A 16,873-nucleotide genomic window follows, 5' to 3' on the forward strand; every position below is an offset into this window, starting at 1 on the left:
CAACGCGCACATGATGGTGATCGCTTGCCTAGGATCGCAAATATGAAGCAGCCGAACATCGCTCGCGCGGCGACAGTTCTGGCCGGAGCGGCCGTGGCCGCCGGAGTCGTCGGGGCCGCACCCGCCCGGGCCGCGACCGTCCAATTCCCGCAGGTGCCCACACTGGCGCACGGTGGCCTCTGCTGGACGACCATCCGCACCTGGGCCGATACCGGTCCGCAGTGGCCGGGCCGGGCCATCCTCAATGTGCGCGCGGATCCGGCCGCGGGTCTCGGGCCCGGTGACTATCCGCTGGCTCCGCTGTGCGAGGTTCGCACCACCGTCGCCTGGCGCAATCTGACCACCGGCGCGACGGGCAGCTACGACAACAACGTGGTCACCGGCCTCTACGGCAGCATTCAGTACGCCCTGTTCCAGGACACCGGTCCGGGGCGCGTCGAGGTCACCGTCAGCACCGACACCGCGAGCGTCCCCGCGCACGGGTGGTTCGACGTTCCCGGCGACCCGCCTGCCTGAGTCGCGCGCTATAAGTTCGCTGCCTGCGGCCACCGAGTTCCGCGCCGCACCCGAGCAACTGTTCTCCGAGGACGGATTCCACCCCTCGGCAGCGGGTTATACATTGGCGGCCGCGCTGCTGCTCCCGGTCCTGATCGAGGCAGTCGAGGAGGCGACCCCGGGTGCCCGCCCATCAGGACGCGACGTAGATTCGATCCGGAAGCACAAGTAACAAACGGTTCGAAGACCGCGTTTCGGACACCGTCCGTGGCGCACCTGACCGTCCAACAAAGGAGTCCTCATGCCCGAGGCCGTCATCGTTTCCTACGCTCGCTCGCCGATCGGCCGCGCCGGAAAGGGCTCCCTGGTGAGCATGCGACCGGACGACCTCGCGACCCAGATGGTCCGCGCGGCCCTGGACAAGGTTCCCGCACTCGACCCCACCCAGATCGACGATCTGATCCTGGGCTGCGGCCAGCCCGCCGGCGAAGGCGGTTTCAATATGGCCCGCAGCGTGGCCGTGCAACTGGGCTACGACACCCTGCCCGGTGTCACCCTGAACCGCTACTGCTCTTCCTCGCTGCAGACCACCCGGATGGCCTTCCACGCCATCAAGGCCGGTGAGGGCGATGTGTTCATCTCCGCCGGTGTCGAGACCGTATCGCGGTTCCCGAAGGGCACCGCCGACGGCTGGCCGGACACCCACAACCAGCTGTTCGCCGAGGCCGAGGCCCGCACCGCCAAGCGCGCCGAAGGTGGCGCGGACGTGTGGACCGATCCGCGCGCGGCCGGCACCCTGCCCGACGTCTACATCGCCATGGGCCAGACCGCCGAGAACGTCGCCCAGTACACCGGCATCTCCCGGGAAGACCAGGACCATTGGGGCGTGCGCTCGCAGAACCGCGCCGAGGAGGCCATCAAGGCCGGCTTCTTCGAGCGGGAGATCACCCCGGTGACCCTGCCCGACGGCACCATCGTCACCACCGACGACGGCCCGCGCGCCGGCACCACTTACGAGAAGATCTCGCAGCTCAAGCCGGTATTCCGTCCGGACGGCACCATCACCGCCGGTAACGCCTGCCCGCTCAACGACGGTGCCGCCGCGCTGGTCATCATGAGCGACACCAAGGCCAAGGAACTCGGCCTGACCCCGCTGGCGCGCATTGTCGCCACCGGCGTCTCGGGCCTGTCCCCCGAGATCATGGGTCTCGGCCCGATCGAGGCGGTCCGCAAGACCCTGAAGACCGCCAAGATGACCATTGACGACCTCGACCTGTACGAGATCAACGAGGCATTCGCCGTCCAGGTTCTCGGCTCCGCCCGCGAGCTGAATATGGACCTCGACAAGCTGAATGTGTCCGGTGGCGCCATCGCCCTCGGCCACCCGTTCGGCATGACCGGCGCCCGCATCACCGCCACCCTCATCAACAACCTCCAGACCCACGACAAGCAGTTCGGCCTGGAGACCATGTGTGTCGGTGGTGGCCAGGGCATGGCCATGGTCATCGAGCGCCTGAGCTGATCTCGCGATACGACAAAGGCGGCCACCGGGATTCCGGTGGCCGCCTTTGTGTCGATCGAGCTAATCGTTATTGAAGTAGCTCAGCAGGCGCAGAATCTCGGTGTAGAGCCAGACCAGGGTGACGGTCAGGCCGAGGGCCACGCCCCAGGCGGCCTTCTCCGGGGCCTGGGCGCGGATGAGCTGGTCGGCGGCGTCGAAGTCGAGCAGGAAGCTGAAGGCCGCGACCGCGATCGCGACCAGGCTGAAGACGATGGCGAGCGGGCCGCCGTCGCGCAGGCCGAGGCCGCCGTCGATGAAGAAGCTGGCGATCAGGTTGCCGACGATCAGGACCAGAATGCCGATCATCGCGCCGAAGATCATCCGGGTGAAACGCGGGGTGACACGGATCGCGCCGGTCTTGTAGACCACGAGCATGCCCGCGAAGACGCCGAAGGTGCCGAGCACCGCCTGCGCGATCATGGCACTGCCGCCGACGCCGCCGAATTCGATATTGGTGAACATGAACGACAACGCGCCGACGAAAAGACCCTCAAAGACCGCGTACGAGAGCACGACGACCGGGTTGTCCATCTTCCTGGCGAAGGTCGCGACCAGCACCAGCACGAAGCCGACCAGACCACCGCCGATGACGAACAGCGGCGCCAGCGAGGTGTTCGCGTTGGTCAGACCGTAGGAGATGATCGCCGAGAGGGCGAGCACACCGAGTGTGATGGCGGTTTTGGTGACCACATCGTCGATGGTCATGGCCCGGGTGGCCGGGGGCGCCTGCTGGTACTGGGGGTACTGCGGGTGCTGGCCGTACTGCTGGGTCATCTGGCCCGCGCCCGTCACCCCTGACCCGAAGTTGGCATAGCCACTGCCCTCTTGCCGAGGGAGCTGTCTGAAAACCGGATTGCTAGTGGTGCGCACCGTGAATGCCTTTCTGGAGTCGTGGCTCACGTCGCCGTGGCCGTCAGTCCCGAGCCGTCTCGATTGCGAGCCGGTCGCTCGATATCCAACTAGGTTGTCCAACGCGTGTCGGCCCGGTGGAGTTCCCGAGCAAACCTTTCGGTACGGACAAATCGGACTCTACTACCGCGGCACGTCGCGCAGTCCACGTACGGATCGCGTCACCGTGAATTTCCGATTGCGGCCGATCACCTCGGTCTGGCCGACCATGCGCTCGACCACACCGCGATAGTTCAGATGTGAGTTGTAAACCGTCCACAGCTCACCGCCGGGCCGCAGCACCCGACCGGTCTCGGCGAACATCTTGATCGCGGACCCGGTGTGCACAGCCGCGCCGACATGGAACGGCGGATTGCACAGCACCAGATCGGCACTGTTGTCGGCGGCCGAGGACATGGCATCGTCGCGCACCACGATCACCCGATCGGCGACCGCGTTGACCTCGGCGGTCGCCCGCGCCGATGCCACCGCGGCAGCCGACTGATCGGTTCCGACCACCCGGATGCCGGGCCGGGCCTTGGCCAGTGCGACCGCCAGAATGCCGGTGCCGCAACCGAGATCGATGGCATCGCGCGCATCGGGTTTCATCCACTTGAAGTGCTGCAACAGGAATCGGGTTCCGATATCCAATTTGGCGCCGGAAAACGCGCCGCCGTGCGCGACCACGTCGATATCGAAATCGTCGATTCGCTCGTGCACCGGAAATGGCGGCGCGGCAACGGGTTTCGGCCCGCCGACCAATAGCGTGCGGGACTTCTGCCGCCCGCGGCTGGCGCGCACCTGCGAGAACGATTCGGCCAGTATATCGTTCATGGACTTGGTCAGATATTTATCGCGTCCGCCCGCGAATACGACCACCTCCGGATCGGCGTAGCGGGCGATGGCATCGGCGACCTCGGTCAGTCCGGCGAGCATGCGCGGTAGTCGCAGCAGCACGACCTCGGCGTCGGCGAGCAACTCCTCGGAAAGCGCGTGTGCGGCATAGCGATCCGCGAGACCGAGCGCGCGCGCATTGTTGGCCAATGCGAGTTCGCCGGTGAGCAGGTCCTGATGGACCCGGACATCGCGCAGATCATGCCCGGCGATCGCGCCGAGGGTGAGCGCACCGTAGGCATCGCCGATCACCGCGATCCGGCCGCTGCCAGCGGCATCGATGGCATCGGCGGCGACGTCGAGAATCAGCCGGTCGGCGGCATCGACGGCATAGAGGTTCAGCGCCTCCACATCCGGGTACCGCCGCAGTCGGCCAAGTACATCCTCGACATCTTCCACAGCTCAAGTGTGCTAGATCGTTGCCGATGGATCGCGTCCGCCCCGGCATGTCCGCGACACTCCGGCGCCAAACACCGGGTCATCGCAAATCCCCGACGGTGCACGGTGCGGCTAATACCATCAGCCACATGCGTAACAGGATGGTGCTACTGGTCGCCGCCGCGATGGTGCTCGTCGGCTGCGGCGACGGTGGATCCGGTTCGAACACGACGACCACCGCGCCGACCACGACCGGCACACTCACCGATGCGCAAGGCACCGCGCCGCGCGATGCGCTGCCCAAGCGTGGAACCCCGTCCAATGACGCGGGATTGACTGTGACCGGTATCCGGATCGGGCACCACGCGGGCTTCGATCGCGTGGTCTACGAACTCGGCGGCACGGGCACGCCGGGCTGGATCGTGCAGTACACCGAACAGGCCATCCAGGACGGCAGCGGCAAGGTCGTCGATGTCGCGGGCCGCTCGATTCTGGAGGTCCAGATCACCGGGTCGGCCTATCCGTTCGACAATGGCGTGACGCCGTATTCGGGTCCCGATCCGGTCACCGACCCCAGCGCGCCGATGATCGCCGGGGTGTACCGGAGCGGGGTCTTCGAGGGCACGACCCAATCGTTCATCGGAGTGACCACCGATCACCCAGCCTTCGAGATCAGCGCCATGTCCGATCCCACTCGGCTCGTCATCGATATCGCCAACACCTAGCCGGTGCCCGATACGCCTGGGGGTATCAGCGGGCGGCGCAGGGGCACCCCCTAGAATGACGCCGTGGTCGAACCGCAGCAGCCTTCGCGCACTACCGGACTTGTCCGGGTGCTCGGCGTATTGGTGCTGCTCGCGGGCATTGCCGCCATGCACGCCGGAGTTTTCGCGGTCGCGCCCGCCGACGACCACCACACGATGTCGACCATGGCACTACCCGCCGACCGCAGCGCGACCGCCGGACCGGACTGTACCGATGACGGTTGCGGCCACGCACACGGCGGCATGCACGCCTGTGTCTTCATCCTGACCGCCGTCGCGGTTGCCCTGACGCTCGTCCTGCTCTACTGGATCACCATCGATCGACCGGGTGGCGGTTCGTCGAAACCGCGCCAGTGGCGGCCGGTGCGCGAACGCGCACCACCGTGGACCGTGCTGTCCCTGGCTGAATTGTCGATTCTGCGGATCTGACAGACCCACCGCGCCCGTAACCACGGTCGCGGCTGCCGCCTGCCCGAAACCGCTCATTCGCAATTCATCAGGAGCACAGACATGTTCATCACCCGTAGCCGTATCGCCATCGCCATCGCCACAACCACCACCGCCGCAGCGCTTTTCGCCGCGGGCTGTAGCAATGACAAGTCCACGCCGGCCATGGATCACGGCTCCTCGTCGGGCCTGGCGATCTCCGGGAAGCCCGCTGCCCGAAGCGATTTCAACGACGCCGATGTGACCTTCCTACAGATGATGTACCCGCACCACGCGCAGGCGGTCGAGATGGCGCGGCTGGTCCCGAGCCGCACCCAGAACGAGCAGGTGCGCGCGCTCGCCGCGGATATCGAGAAGGCGCAGTCCCCGGAGATGGAGCAGATCACCGCGTTGCTCACGAGCTTCGGTAAGCCCGCGCCCACCACCTCCGGCCATGGCGGGCACGGCATGGAGATGCCGGCTATGACCGGCACCATGCATATGCCCGGCATGACCACGATGCCCAGCACCTCGACTATGCCGGGCGTCATGTCGACCGAGCAGATGAACGCACTGGCAGCGGCATCCGGTGCCGATTTCGACCGGCAGTGGTCGGAGATGATGATCGAGCACCACAACGGCGCGATCGCCATGTCCGATACCGAACTCGCCAGCGGCGTCAATCCGGACGCGAAGGCACTCGCCACCGCCATCGTCGCCGCCCAGCAGGCCGAAATCGGCACCATGCGCGGACTGCTCGGCCAGCGCTGACACCACGTCGCGGATCACACCGGGACGATCGCGTTCCCGGTGTGATCCGCGCCGACCAAGCGGTCCATAACCAGTACTTTTTCCACCGTTCGATATCGGTTGGTCATCGATATCGGTCCAGTCGACTGATGTCGACAGTCGCGAAGAAGTACGGTCCTTATGTCCGGCTTCCTTCACGCCTCCAGCGGCCGGATCTTCGGCGAGGAGAGAGGAAGCCGACATGCGACGACTAGAGCGGACCGGCCTCGTCGCCGCCGCGACGGCCACCGCGGTGGGTGTCCTGACCATCGGCGCGTGCTCGAAACAGATCAATGGCAGCGCGCAGGTCAACAAGACCGAACTGGCCGCATATGCCTCCGAGGTCACGGCATCGTCGGTAGTCGCATCCTCCGCACGCGCGGCGGCGGCCGAACGCGCCGCCGGCACCGCCTGCGACACTTTCGCGAGCGCGAACAGCAGCTCGATCCGCATCTTCAACGACTACATCGACGCGAGCAATAACAAGGGTGTCAACGATCCGGAGACCAACTCCAAAGCTAATGACGCCGTGACCGCATTGCGCAATAATGCGCGCACCATAGACGCGAAGGTGACCTCCGAGGTGCCACTGGCTGTCGCGGGCCCGCTGCGCAGCTACCGCGACGACACCAACGCCCTGGCAGACACCCTCGATCGGCATGCGCCGACCGATACCCTCAATGCCGCTATCGATAAGTTCAACGCCACCAAGAACGCCGCCGAGGATGCCTGTAAAGGTCACTGACGCAGGCTATTTCGCATTCTTGTCGGTCGGCTGTCAGCGGGCGGATCGCTCCGGGGCACGCGGATGGCGAGGGTGGCCGCGTCGCTCGACGAGCACGAGGGCGATACCCGTCAGCGAGGCGGCGAGAGCGATGAGCGCGAAGATGAACGCGGCGCCCGGAAAACCGACCGCTCCGATTACCGCGGCGACGATCGCGACGAGTCCGCCAATGATCAGCAGGACGAATCCGGGCCAATTTCTGGCGTCCGCCAACGTGATTGCCGGCGGGGGCTCGGTTGCACGGGCGATATCCGGAGCGTCGTCGAGCGGGGAATTTCCCACGACCCTTCCGCCGTCATGGTGGTACCTCACATTTCGCTGTCAGGCTGGGCGCTTTATGCCTGATGCCGATAAAGTGCCCCCACCGTGCCGATCCGAAACGGCCAGGTGGGCTAGCCGACGGTGCGGCCGAGCACTCGCGCGAGCGCGCGAGTGAGTTCGTCGGCCGGATCAGACGGGGTGGCCGGCGCACGCCAGCCGATGATCTGATCGGGTCGGATGAGCAGCGCACCACGGTCGGTGATTCCGACTCGCTCTGGCCAGTCCGGAGCTTCGACCGCCACCGCGGGAAGGGGTACGAGCAGACGGTCGGCAACCTGCTGTGCGGCGCGCAGCCACACTGCGCTGTCGCGGCCGACCAGGAGCGTGAAACGGGATTCGATGAGGTCGAGTGTGGAGCACCGGTTGCCGTTTCGTACCACCCAGGTGTGCGGTAATCGTGATCCCGGAGTGCCGTCGAGGACGAGTTCGATGTCCTCGGTCGAGGGCAACTCCGGCCGCGGTTCGATCACCGCGGTGGAGTCGTAGCGGTAGCCCATATGCACGACCGGTGCGTTGACAATGCCCATCACGGCCCGCTCGGCAGCCGCGATCGGGCTCGAATCCCAGTGCAGGCGCGGGGCTTTCAGTCGCAACAGCGCTTGGGTCAACGTATTCGTCGCGACCGGTCGCCGCTCGGCGTCGTAGGTATCGAGGAGGGCCGGATCGGCGGCACCGGCCAGCACCGCACCCAGTTTCCAGGCCAGATTGTGCGCGTCGGCCGCGCCGGTGTTCAGGCCGAATGCGCCGAGCGGCGGCACCGCGTGCGCGGCATCACCGACCAGGAAAACTCGGCCCTGCTGGAATCTGTCGGCCACCGAACCCCTGGCCCGCCAAGACAATCTGCTGACGATCAGTGGATCGAGATCGGGATCACCGATCGCAGCGCGGATCAGTGCACGGCAACGGTCGATGGTGAAGTCATCGGCCGATTCGCCCCGGTCCGGATCGTAATCACTGTGGAACGCCCATTCTTTCGCGCCGTCCACGGTCATCAGGATGCCCGGCGCCTCCGGGGTGGTGATATCGCACGCGACGAACTGTCGCCCATCGGTATACGGGCGAAGGTCGGCGTGGAACAGGATATTCATCTTCGGATTGCCCAGCGCCCCAGGGCCGGTCGTGCCGATATCGAGCGCTTTACGCACGCCGCTGTGCACACCGTCCGCGGCGACCAGATAGTTCGCGCGAATCGTCTGCCCGTCATCGAGGTGCGCGGTGACACCATCGGCGTCCTGCTCGAAGGACAGCAGCCGCGTGCCGTACCACACGGTGGCTCCGCCCTGCGTGGCCGCGGGCAGCAGTACCGAATCGAGGCGATGTTGTGGGCAGGTGCCGCGGATGGTGGCCGGGGTGACCGGGTCCGAACGCCAGCCCAAGCGCATGGGTGCGGCGTCGGGCAGCCCGGCGAGGTCGGCCGAGGCGAGGGTCGCCGCGGATAGTTTGCCGAGATTGCCCGCGGACATATCAACCGCCACGGCATCGACCGCGTCGATGACGCCGGCCGCGCGCAGGAATTCCAGCGTGCGCGGGCCGAGACCGGTGGCCCGTGGGTGCACCGACGGCTCCCGCTGCGCCTCCACCACCAGCGCCTCGACCCCGTGCCGGACCAGAAATAGCGAGGTGAACAGGCCGACCGAGCCGCCGCCGACGATCAGAACCTTGGTGTGCAACATGACAACTCCAGTATGGCTACGGTGTACCAATTACGGATACACCGTAGCCATACTGCTACGATGTTCGCAACCGCCCAAAGGAGTAGCAGTGACGAATTCGGCGAAGCCCCCCGCGCTGGTCTGGAGCAAGCAGCGGCGGACCCCGCGCCGCCAAGCTCCCGGTGTGGAGCAGATCGTCCGCACCGCCATCGGACTGGCCGATAGCGAGGGACCCGATGCGGTCTCCATGCGCCGCATCGCCACCGAACTCGAATCGGGCACCGCATCGCTGTACCGCTACGTCGCCAGCCGTGACGATCTGCTGGATCTGATGATCGATGCGGTCCGCGGTGAGGTCGCGCCGCCCGAACTCGCCGGCGACTGGCGCACCGACCTCACCGCCGTCGCCGAGCATCTGCGCGACACCATGATCCGCCACCCGTGGCTGGCCTCCGAACTCACCGGCCGCCCCACTCTCGGCGCGAATTCCCTTCGGCTGCACGACACTGCACTCGCCGCAGCCACCGAGCTGACCGCTGACATCACCGAGGCGGCCGCGATCGTGGATACCGTGCACGCCTATGTCTTCGGCGTCACCGCGGCCCAACTGGCCGAGGAACAGGCGCAACGTCGCACCGGACTTACCGAGGATCAGTGGCGCGACACCATCGCGCCGTATATTCGCGAAGTAATCGAGAGCAACGAGTACCCGCATTTCGCTCGCCGGGTACGTGATGCCGCCGACGCCGACGCCGACGAGCGCTTCGAATTCGGGCTCGGATGTGTGCTCGATGGGATTGCCGCCCGACTACGCGACCGCGATTGAACTGCTGAGCTGTCGGCGGCGACCCGCCGTCCAACTCCTGGAGCTGATCATCGTCGCAGGTTGGTATCGCTCGTTGAGGACCGTAATCAACAGTGCCCGAATCGAATTCGAACCCTGGGCGCGCCCGTTTCCGACGCGGACCGCTCAGTTCGGTGTCGCGGCCAAGTCGTAGACCGCGAGATTGCCGATGTGGGTGGCCTGGTAGTGCCGGGCCACCCAGTCGCCGATATCCCGGTGGCCGATGGGTCGCCACAGCTCGTCTTCCGGTGCCGGCGTCGCGGTTTCGCCTTGGCTCGGCACTCGCCAGGAGTCCGGCAGCTGCACTTCCTGTGCCAGGTAGTAGCGAACCTGGTGAGTGCGGACCAATTCCTGGAACTGGTCGAGGGTGGGCACCGGATCCGCGGAGGTGAAACCGCCGATCGCGATAACCGCGGTGCGGCTGGCCAGTTCTAGGGTCGCGGCGGTCGAGGAGCGGTCCACCGCCGCCGACCAGCGGGTCGTGGTGTCGCTCAGCATGCCGACCACTTGTGGCTCCGCGAAGTTGCCGCCCATGATCCGGTCCACCTCGGATTGCTGCTCGGAACCGGGCTTACTTGCCTTGGCCGGACCGACCGTTGGGTTGCCGCCGGTATGCGACTGCGGCAGCGTCGCCACCGCGTATGCCGTCGAACCGCCCAGACCGGCGATGACGCCCGCGATCACCAGCACCGAGGTCACCCGGTCCCGCAGGCGTCCGCGCCCGGCCGCCGGAACCGATGCGATGAGCAGACCGACCGCGGCGAGCACCGCGATCGCGATAATCGTCCAGCGCAGCCACGGCTGCCAATCCGAATTCCGCTGCAGGACAACGAAGGACCACAAACCAGCGGTGAGAATGAGTGCGGCCGAGCCGATCCGGCCGAATGCGCCGGCACGGTGGCGCCACATTTCGTGCACACCGAGTGCGAACATGCCGGCCACGGCGGGCCCGATCGCCAAGGTGTAGTACGCATGCATGCCGCCCTTCATGGTCGAGAAGGCGATGCCGTCGATGATCAGCCACAAACCGAAGGTCAATGCCGCGCCGCGGACCAGATCGGTGCGTGGTGCGCGCCACCGGGATGCCAGCACCACAACGAAGGCGAGGATCGCCGCGGGCAGCAACCAGGAGATTTCATAGCCGATTTCGCCGGTGAACAGCCGGTCCGGTCCCGAACCGAAACCGCCGAAGCCCGGTCCGGGTCCGGGGCCGGCATTGTGCGGCATTTCGTAACCGGGTGGCAGCTCGAAGCGGTTGCCGCCCTTGTGGTTGCGGCCGAGGAAGCGGGCGAAGCCGTTGTAACCGAGCACCAGATCCATGAAGGTGTTATTCGTCGATCCGGCCAGATACGGCCGCGCGGATTCCGGCCACAGGATGGTCAGTACGACATACCAGCCGGACGAGACGACCAGCGCGGCCGCCGCGGCCAGCACATGCGACAGCCGTGCGCGCAGTGTGGCTGGCGCGACGATCAGATAGGCGATGCCTAATGCAGGCAACACCATCAATCCCTCGAGCATCTTCGCCAGGAATGCGAAACCGAGCGCGACACCGGCCAGCATCAGCCAGCGCACACTGGCCTGCCGCAGGGCTCGGATCGTGCAGTACGCGCCCGCCGTCATCAGCAGGACCATCACCGCGTCGGGATTGTTGAAACGGAACATCAACGCCACCACCGGCGTCACCGCGAAGACGGCACCAGCGAGCAGTCCCGCACCGCGGCTCAGCGCCGCCCTGGTCACAGCGCCATAGATCAGCGCGACCGTCGCAACGGCCATGAGCGCCTGCGGTATCAACATGCTCGCACTGCCGAAACCGAACAGCTGACCCGAAAGTCCCATCACCCACTGCGATACCGGCGGCTTGTCGACCGTAATGAAATTCTCGGGATCCAGCGAGCCGAACAGCAGCGCCTTCCAGTCCCGCGAACCCGACCAGGCCGCCGCGGCATAGAAGCCATTGCCCATGGCATTGACAGTGATATTCCACAGGTAGGCCACCGTCGTCCCGATCAGCAGCACCGCCAACCCGATGCGCTCCCACCGTCGGATCGGTGGCAACGCGGTCGCGGGTGCGGATGGGGTGGTATCGGGTGGGGTCGTTTCGGGCAGGGACGCCGGGGCACTGGTCACTGTCACCTGGGGAGTATCACAGCCGTCCCGGTGGCCCCCCTTGGCGTTTCCTGTCAGTCCGCTGTGAGCCATGCCCCGACCCCTGCGACCATGGATTCGGGAGTCGGGATGCGATGCGGACCACGGCATCCGCGCAGATCTGATCAGATGGCCGGAAGTTCGCGTTGGAACCAGTCGAGGATTTGCGGGAGCGCGATGGGGGCGGTGGCGGAGTGGTCGATATCGCCGAGATCGGTGAGAGTGGCCCGGTCGGTGTGCATGGCCTGCAGACAGTGTTCGGCATTGGCGTAGAGCACATTTCGATCGCCGGTGGCGGCGTAGAGGTGGACCGGGACGCGTGGGGTCCAATCGCAGGTGCCGTCGCTGGCGGCGACCGCTGCGCGCGCGGTTCCGGTCGGATCCTGTGCCAGCGCGAGGAACTTCGGCGTCAGCAAGAGTTCGGGGCGCACAGGTAGGGCGGTGCCGATGGTCATCTCGTTCTGATGTCCGTCGAAGAGTTGTTCGATGCGGTCGGCAATGGGTTCCTGGAAGGCGTCGGCGGGCCGGTCGTAGAGGTGGTAGATCCGGTTCATCGCGGTGATCCAGTAGGCGAGATAGAAGACTGCGGCCGCCGGAAGGACTCGCCCCGCGATGGCGCCGGGCGTCTCGACGTGCTGGACGTCGTAGAGGCCGCTGATCGGTGCCAGCGCGGCCAGTCCGAAGCCGGGGGTGGCACCGCCCTGTAGGGCCTTGCCCAGCGCCGTTGCGGCCTGGCCGCCCTGGGAGAACCCGGTGACGAGGATATCCGGGTCCACATCGTGCTGCTGTCCGGCGGCCATGGTGCGGGCGGCGCGCAGCAGATCGACCGACGCGCTGACCTCCGAGGGCGCGTGGCTGTATGGATGAGTGCCCGGGCCCTCGCCGAGGCCGAGGTAGTCCGGCGCGACGGCCGCGTACCCCGCGGCGGCGAACATAACGGTGCGGGCCCGATCGGCGCGCGTGTCGTTCACCGACGGCGCGTCGCTCTTGAGTACCAGCGTGCCGTGCTCATAGGTGACGACGCGCAGCCGCCGAGAATCGGTGCGCGGCAGGACGACCAGGCCGCTCGCCGTAGTCGGGTCACCCGTCGCAGTGACGGTTCGGTACACGACGCGGTAGGCATCGACGCCATTGCGCACCGGTGTGTCGATATTCGCATCGGCCAAATAGGTCGTGGTCTGTTCCGGCGACAGCTGCGCGACCGGCGTGGTGCTGACAATCCCGCCGCGCGGGACCGCTGGTGCGTTATCGAAAGCGCAGGCCGGGGCGACGAGCAGGGCCGCGGCGAGCAGCGCGATTACCGAACGTGGCGTGCTGCGCATGAATTCGGTTCCTCTCGAACGACCACACCGACCATCGTGACACCGCCGGCTCGTGGTTTCCGCGACTCGCCAGCCGACCGGACATGTTTGCTCACTATTCGCTGTCATGTTATTAACCAGGCGATTGACAGCCGCTTCGGCCCTGATCACCGAGCCGATGGCGTGTTTCCTTTGCATGTCCCGATCTGTGAGCGAAGGAGCGTTGCGGTGTTTGCGAAAGGTTCGCGTCTTCTCTTATCAATGATCGTGCCCGCGGTACTCATCGGCACCCTGTTCGGCGTGCACGTTCCGGCACACGCCGACGATGACCAGCCGGACGGGAGCGTGCCACCGGCCGGTGCCAATGATTGGGCTTGTCGCCCTTCGGCGGCGCATCCGCAACCCGTTGTCCTGATTCACGGCACCTGGGGGAATCAGAACTCCTGGGATGTGCTCGCACCACAGCTGAAAACGCAGGGCTACTGCGTATTCTCGCTGAGTTACGGGCGCGCGGTTTCCAGCATCCGAGGTGCGCAGCCCGGGGTCTACGGCACCGCGGATATGCGCAGTTCGGCCCGGGAAATCGCGGGATTCGTCGATACGGTGCGGGCGGCCACCGGAGCACCGAAGGTGGACATCGTCGCGCATTCCCAAGGCGGTCCACTGGTGCGGCAATTCATGCGCTTCGAGGGCGGCGCGAATCCGTGGAATCCGGCGGATAACAAGGTTGACCATCTGGTCACCATCGCGGCGACCAATCACGGCACCACCGCGGAAGGGCTCGGTTTTCTGCTGCCGACCGGAAGTGCGCAGGCGCCGACCCTCGGCCTGATCGCGAGATATCTGGGTGCGGCCGCACCGCAACAACTGATCGATAGTGAATTCCTGCGCAGGCTCAATGCCGGAGGCGATACCGAGCCCGGAGTCAAGTACACGGTTATAGCCAGCCATCTCGATCGGGTCGTCACCCCGCCTGAGACCACTTTTCTCACCGCCGGGATCGGGGCAACGGTCGACAATGTCTGGGTGCAGGACCTGTGCCCGGACGATGACTTCGACCATGGCGCGCTACCGAAATCCCCCACCGTCGGCTACGTCGTGCAGAAAGCCCTCGATCCGTTGTATCTCGGTATCCCCTGCCAGAGCTGACCTACCCGGATTCGGGGCGGCGACGCGGTTGGGTTGACGCTGTTATCGTCGATAGCGCCCTTGGTGCTCCGGTGGTGGGACCGTGCGCCGCGCCGTTCCCCGCGAGGATTGAACTTTCGTGAAATACGTTCCGCGTATCGCCCTGTTTCTGGCGATTCCCGCCCTGCTGTTCGTGGTGCCGTGGTGGACCTTGATCGGTGCCACGACCGGCGGGCCACTGTTCTGGCTCGGCTCGGCGGTTTTCCTGGCCGGTTTCCTCTGTCTGCCCGCGGCGATGTTCCTCGGCCATGGGCCGAGGCAGCATGATGCGGCGTCCATTGTCGGCGACACGTTGCTGGGCCTGATGTGGGTGGTTTTCAGCTGGTCGGTGCTCGGCAATGTGGTCGGGCTCGGATTGGCAGTGTGTGGGGTGGACGATCCGGCGCGCTCCAGGGTCGTCGCGGCCGGGGTATTCGTGATCGCCGCGGCGCTGTCGGTCTGGGGTGTGTTCGAAGCGCGCCGGGTGCCGCGGGTCCGCACCGTCGATGTCGCGATCCGCGGGCTCGGACCAGCGCTCGACGGACTGCGCATGGTGGTCATCACCGATACCCACTACGCCGCGTTGGACCGGTTGCGCTGGTCGGAGCAGGTCGTCGATGTTGTGAACGCCCAGCAGCCCGATATCGCTTGCCACGCAGGCGATCTCGCCGACGGATCGGTCGCTAAGCGGCATCGGCAGGTCGATCCGCTCGGCAAGATCGAGGCACCGCTCGGGCGGTTCTACATCACCGGCAATCACGAATACTTCGGCGACGCACCGGGCTGGATCGAGCATATGAGCTCGATCGGCTGGCAGCCGCTGCACAACCAGCACGAGACGATCACCCGCGGCGACAACCGACTGGTGCTCGCGGGGATCGACGACCCCACCGGCGTCGGCCTGCCCGGTCACGGGCCCGATCTCCCCGCCGCCCTCGCGGGCGCGGATCCGGACGCACCGGTCATCCTGTTGGCCCACCAACCCCGCCAGGTCACCGCGGCCGCCGCTGCCGGAGTGGCCCTGCAGATTTCCGGCCACACCCACGGCGGCCAGATCTGGCCGTTCCATTATCTGGTCCGCCTCGAACAACCCGTCGTCGCGGGCCTGAGCCGCCACGGCGACACCCAGCTCTATACCAGCCGCGGCACCGGCTTCTGGGGTCCGCAATTCCGCGTCTTCGCGCCCAGCGAAATCACCGTCCTCGTCTTGCGCAGCGCCTGAACGAGAGTTGCGCGGTGGGTATAGCTTCGCGTGCAGACGCATCCCGCTGAGACGAGGTTGTGGTGAACGCTATCTGGCACGCGCTATCCCTGGCCGGGTCGATGACCTGGGAGATCCTCTGGGCTCTCATTCTCGGTTTCGCGCTGTCGGCCGTCGTACAGGCGGTGGTGCGTAAGTCGACCATTCTGCGGCTGATGGGCGACGATCGACCGCGCACCCTCGCCATTGCCGCCGGGCTCGGCGCGGCCTCCTCGTCGTGCTCATATGCGGCTGTGGCGCTGGCCCGTTCGCTGTTCCGCAAGGGGGCGAACTTCACCGCAGCGATGGCGTTCGAAATCGGCTCCACCAATCTCGTCATCGAACTCGGCATCATAGTGGCGCTGCTCATGGGCTGGCAGTTCACCGCGGCCGAATTCGTCGGCGGGCCCGTCATGATCGTGCTGCTCGCGGCGCTTTTCCGGTTGTTTGTGCGGGCCGAGCTCGTCGCCGAGGCCCGCCGCCAAGCCGATCGCGGACTGGCTGGATCGATGGAGGGCCACGCGGCCATGGATATGGCGGTCGCCGCCCAAGGCTCTTTCATGCGCAGGCTGCTGTCACGGTCGGGGCTGACCGCGGTTTCCCAGGTATTCGTCATGGAATGGGCCGCGATTCTGCGCGATCTCGTCCTCGGTCTGCTCATCGCGGGCGCGATCGGCGCCTGGGTGCCGGAGACGTTCTGGCAGAACTTCTTCCTCACCGGTCATCCGCTGCTGTCGGCCATCTGGGGACCGATTGTCGGGCCGCTGGTGGCGATCCTGTCCTTCGTCTGCTCGATCGGCAATGTGCCGCTGGCCGCGGTGCTGTGGAACGGCGGCATCAGCTTCGGCGGCGTGATCGCCTTCATCTACGCCGACCTACTGATCCTGCCGATCCTCAATATCTACCGCAAGTACTACGGCACCCGCATGATGCTCACCCTGCTCGGCACCTGCTACGCCGCCATGGTCGGCGCCGGGTATGTCGTCGAAATCCTTTTCGGCACAACACATCTCATCCCCGCCGAACGCAACGCCAAGGTGCTGGCGGAGGGAATCCGGTGGAATTACACCACTTGGCTGAATATCGCCTTCCTGATCCTCGCCGCCGTGGTGGTCACGATCTTCGTGCGTACCGGCGGAATCCCGATGCTGCGCATGATGGGCGGCTCACCCGACCCGAAACACGATCATGGCTCACCGCACGCCGGCAGGTAATCCG

Annotated in this window: 16 protein-coding genes and 1 pseudogene; 11 read left to right on the forward strand and 6 right to left on the reverse strand. The window is 66.1% G+C overall.

Features of this window, described 5'->3' with window-relative positions; genetic code table 11:
- Positions 1 to 42: 42 nt before the first annotated feature.
- The 3 genes and pseudogenes from AB0L63_RS01940 to AB0L63_RS01950 all read left to right on the forward strand — a co-directional run bounded on the left by AB0L63_RS01940 (position 43) and on the right by AB0L63_RS01950 (position 2,017).
- A complete protein-coding gene (locus AB0L63_RS01940; RefSeq protein ID WP_364493237.1) occupies positions 43 to 516 on the forward strand; it encodes a hypothetical protein in 474 nt (157 codons plus the stop codon).
- Positions 517 to 550: 34 nt separating this feature from the next.
- Positions 551 to 727 (forward strand): annotated as a pseudogene (locus AB0L63_RS01945) (SGNH/GDSL hydrolase family protein); the annotation flags it as partial.
- A gap of 69 nt (positions 728 to 796) precedes the next feature.
- Complete coding sequence (locus AB0L63_RS01950) at positions 797 to 2,017, forward strand: acetyl-CoA C-acetyltransferase (protein ID WP_364493239.1); 1,221 nt, start codon at positions 797 to 799, stop codon at positions 2,015 to 2,017.
- A gap of 60 nt (positions 2,018 to 2,077) precedes the next feature.
- Here AB0L63_RS01950 and AB0L63_RS01955 read toward each other — a convergent pair whose 3' ends face one another.
- Together AB0L63_RS01955 and AB0L63_RS01960 are read right to left on the reverse strand one after the other, a co-directional pair.
- Positions 2,078 to 2,926 carry a Bax inhibitor-1/YccA family protein gene (locus AB0L63_RS01955; RefSeq protein WP_364493241.1) on the reverse strand — a complete coding sequence of 283 codons (849 nt, stop codon included), beginning with the start codon at positions 2,924 to 2,926 and terminating at the stop codon, positions 2,078 to 2,080.
- 162 nt (positions 2,927 to 3,088) lie between these two features.
- On the reverse strand, positions 3,089 to 4,237 hold the full coding sequence (locus AB0L63_RS01960; protein WP_364493243.1) for a methyltransferase: 1,149 nt from the start codon (positions 4,235 to 4,237) through the stop codon (positions 3,089 to 3,091).
- A gap of 128 nt (positions 4,238 to 4,365) precedes the next feature.
- Here AB0L63_RS01960 and AB0L63_RS01965 point away from each other — a divergent pair, with 128 nt between their 5' ends.
- The 4 genes from AB0L63_RS01965 (at position 4,366) to AB0L63_RS01980 (ending at position 6,940) form a co-directional block, all read left to right on the forward strand.
- Positions 4,366 to 4,941: a hypothetical protein gene (locus AB0L63_RS01965; RefSeq protein ID WP_364493245.1), complete on the forward strand. Its 576-nt coding sequence runs from the start codon at positions 4,366 to 4,368 to the stop codon at positions 4,939 to 4,941.
- A 63-nt stretch (positions 4,942 to 5,004) separates the two neighbouring features.
- Positions 5,005 to 5,409: a DUF6153 family protein gene (locus tag AB0L63_RS01970; RefSeq protein WP_364493247.1), complete on the forward strand. Its 405-nt coding sequence runs from the start codon at positions 5,005 to 5,007 to the stop codon at positions 5,407 to 5,409.
- An 81-nt stretch (positions 5,410 to 5,490) separates the two neighbouring features.
- A complete protein-coding gene (locus AB0L63_RS01975; RefSeq protein ID WP_364493249.1) occupies positions 5,491 to 6,177 on the forward strand; it encodes a DUF305 domain-containing protein in 687 nt (228 codons plus the stop codon).
- A 220-nt stretch (positions 6,178 to 6,397) separates the two neighbouring features.
- Positions 6,398 to 6,940 (forward strand): hypothetical protein, encoded by a 543-nt coding sequence (locus AB0L63_RS01980; protein ID WP_364493251.1) that lies wholly within the window; start codon positions 6,398 to 6,400, stop codon positions 6,938 to 6,940.
- Positions 6,941 to 6,973: 33 nt separating this feature from the next.
- Here the strand turns inward: AB0L63_RS01980 and AB0L63_RS01985 are convergent, their stop codons facing one another.
- Both AB0L63_RS01985 and AB0L63_RS01990 read right to left on the reverse strand, forming a co-directional pair.
- Positions 6,974 to 7,261 (reverse strand): hypothetical protein, encoded by a 288-nt coding sequence (locus AB0L63_RS01985; RefSeq protein ID WP_364493253.1) that lies wholly within the window; start codon positions 7,259 to 7,261, stop codon positions 6,974 to 6,976.
- 110 nt (positions 7,262 to 7,371) lie between these two features.
- Positions 7,372 to 8,973 carry an FAD-dependent monooxygenase gene (locus AB0L63_RS01990; protein ID WP_364493255.1) on the reverse strand — a complete coding sequence of 534 codons (1,602 nt, stop codon included), beginning with the start codon at positions 8,971 to 8,973 and terminating at the stop codon, positions 7,372 to 7,374.
- Between the two features lie 88 nt (positions 8,974 to 9,061).
- On the opposite strand from AB0L63_RS01990, the gene AB0L63_RS01995 reads away from it, so the two are divergent.
- Positions 9,062 to 9,778 (forward strand): TetR/AcrR family transcriptional regulator, encoded by a 717-nt coding sequence (locus tag AB0L63_RS01995; protein WP_364493257.1) that lies wholly within the window; start codon positions 9,062 to 9,064, stop codon positions 9,776 to 9,778.
- Positions 9,779 to 9,922: 144 nt separating this feature from the next.
- On the opposite strand, the gene AB0L63_RS02000 is transcribed toward AB0L63_RS01995, so the two are convergent.
- The gene (locus AB0L63_RS02000; RefSeq protein ID WP_364493259.1) at positions 9,923 to 11,935 is read right to left on the reverse strand and encodes a glycosyltransferase family 39 protein; all 2,013 of its coding nucleotides are present in this window, start codon (positions 11,933 to 11,935) and stop codon (positions 9,923 to 9,925) included.
- A gap of 137 nt (positions 11,936 to 12,072) precedes the next feature.
- A complete protein-coding gene (locus AB0L63_RS02005; RefSeq protein WP_364493261.1) occupies positions 12,073 to 13,269 on the reverse strand; it encodes a hypothetical protein in 1,197 nt (398 codons plus the stop codon).
- A gap of 240 nt (positions 13,270 to 13,509) precedes the next feature.
- On the opposite strand from AB0L63_RS02005, the gene AB0L63_RS02010 reads away from it, so the two are divergent.
- The 3 genes from AB0L63_RS02010 (at position 13,510) to AB0L63_RS02020 (ending at position 16,869) form a co-directional block, all read left to right on the forward strand.
- On the forward strand, positions 13,510 to 14,397 hold the full coding sequence (locus AB0L63_RS02010; protein WP_364493983.1) for an alpha/beta fold hydrolase: 888 nt from the start codon (positions 13,510 to 13,512) through the stop codon (positions 14,395 to 14,397).
- Between the two features lie 118 nt (positions 14,398 to 14,515).
- Positions 14,516 to 15,637 carry a metallophosphoesterase gene (locus AB0L63_RS02015; protein WP_364493263.1) on the forward strand — a complete coding sequence of 374 codons (1,122 nt, stop codon included), beginning with the start codon at positions 14,516 to 14,518 and terminating at the stop codon, positions 15,635 to 15,637.
- A gap of 59 nt (positions 15,638 to 15,696) precedes the next feature.
- Positions 15,697 to 16,869 carry a permease gene (locus AB0L63_RS02020; protein ID WP_364493265.1) on the forward strand — a complete coding sequence of 391 codons (1,173 nt, stop codon included), beginning with the start codon at positions 15,697 to 15,699 and terminating at the stop codon, positions 16,867 to 16,869.
- Positions 16,870 to 16,873: the final 4 nt, after the last annotated feature.

Source organism: Nocardia sp. NPDC051990, assembly GCF_040680755.1.
GTDB lineage: Bacteria > Actinomycetota > Actinomycetes > Mycobacteriales > Mycobacteriaceae > Nocardia.

What these genes read in the sequence shown, in the direction of transcription:
- AB0L63_RS01940 (WP_364493237.1), top strand. Translation starts at nt 43, where the DNA reads ATGAAGCAGCCGAACATCGCTCGCGCGGCGACAGTTCTGGCCGGAGCG.
- AB0L63_RS01950 (WP_364493239.1), top strand. Translation starts at nt 797, where the DNA reads ATGCCCGAGGCCGTCATCGTTTCCTACGCTCGCTCGCCGATCGGCCGC.
- AB0L63_RS01965 (WP_364493245.1), top strand. Translation starts at nt 4,366, where the DNA reads ATGCGTAACAGGATGGTGCTACTGGTCGCCGCCGCGATGGTGCTCGTC.
- AB0L63_RS01975 (WP_364493249.1), top strand. Translation starts at nt 5,491, where the DNA reads ATGTTCATCACCCGTAGCCGTATCGCCATCGCCATCGCCACAACCACC.
- AB0L63_RS01980 (WP_364493251.1), top strand. Translation starts at nt 6,398, where the DNA reads ATGCGACGACTAGAGCGGACCGGCCTCGTCGCCGCCGCGACGGCCACC.
- AB0L63_RS01990 (WP_364493255.1), bottom strand. Translation starts at nt 8,973, where the DNA reads ATGTTGCACACCAAGGTTCTGATCGTCGGCGGCGGCTCGGTCGGCCTG.
- AB0L63_RS02005 (WP_364493261.1), bottom strand. Translation starts at nt 13,269, where the DNA reads ATGCGCAGCACGCCACGTTCGGTAATCGCGCTGCTCGCCGCGGCCCTG.
- AB0L63_RS02010 (WP_364493983.1), top strand. Translation starts at nt 13,510, where the DNA reads ATGATCGTGCCCGCGGTACTCATCGGCACCCTGTTCGGCGTGCACGTT.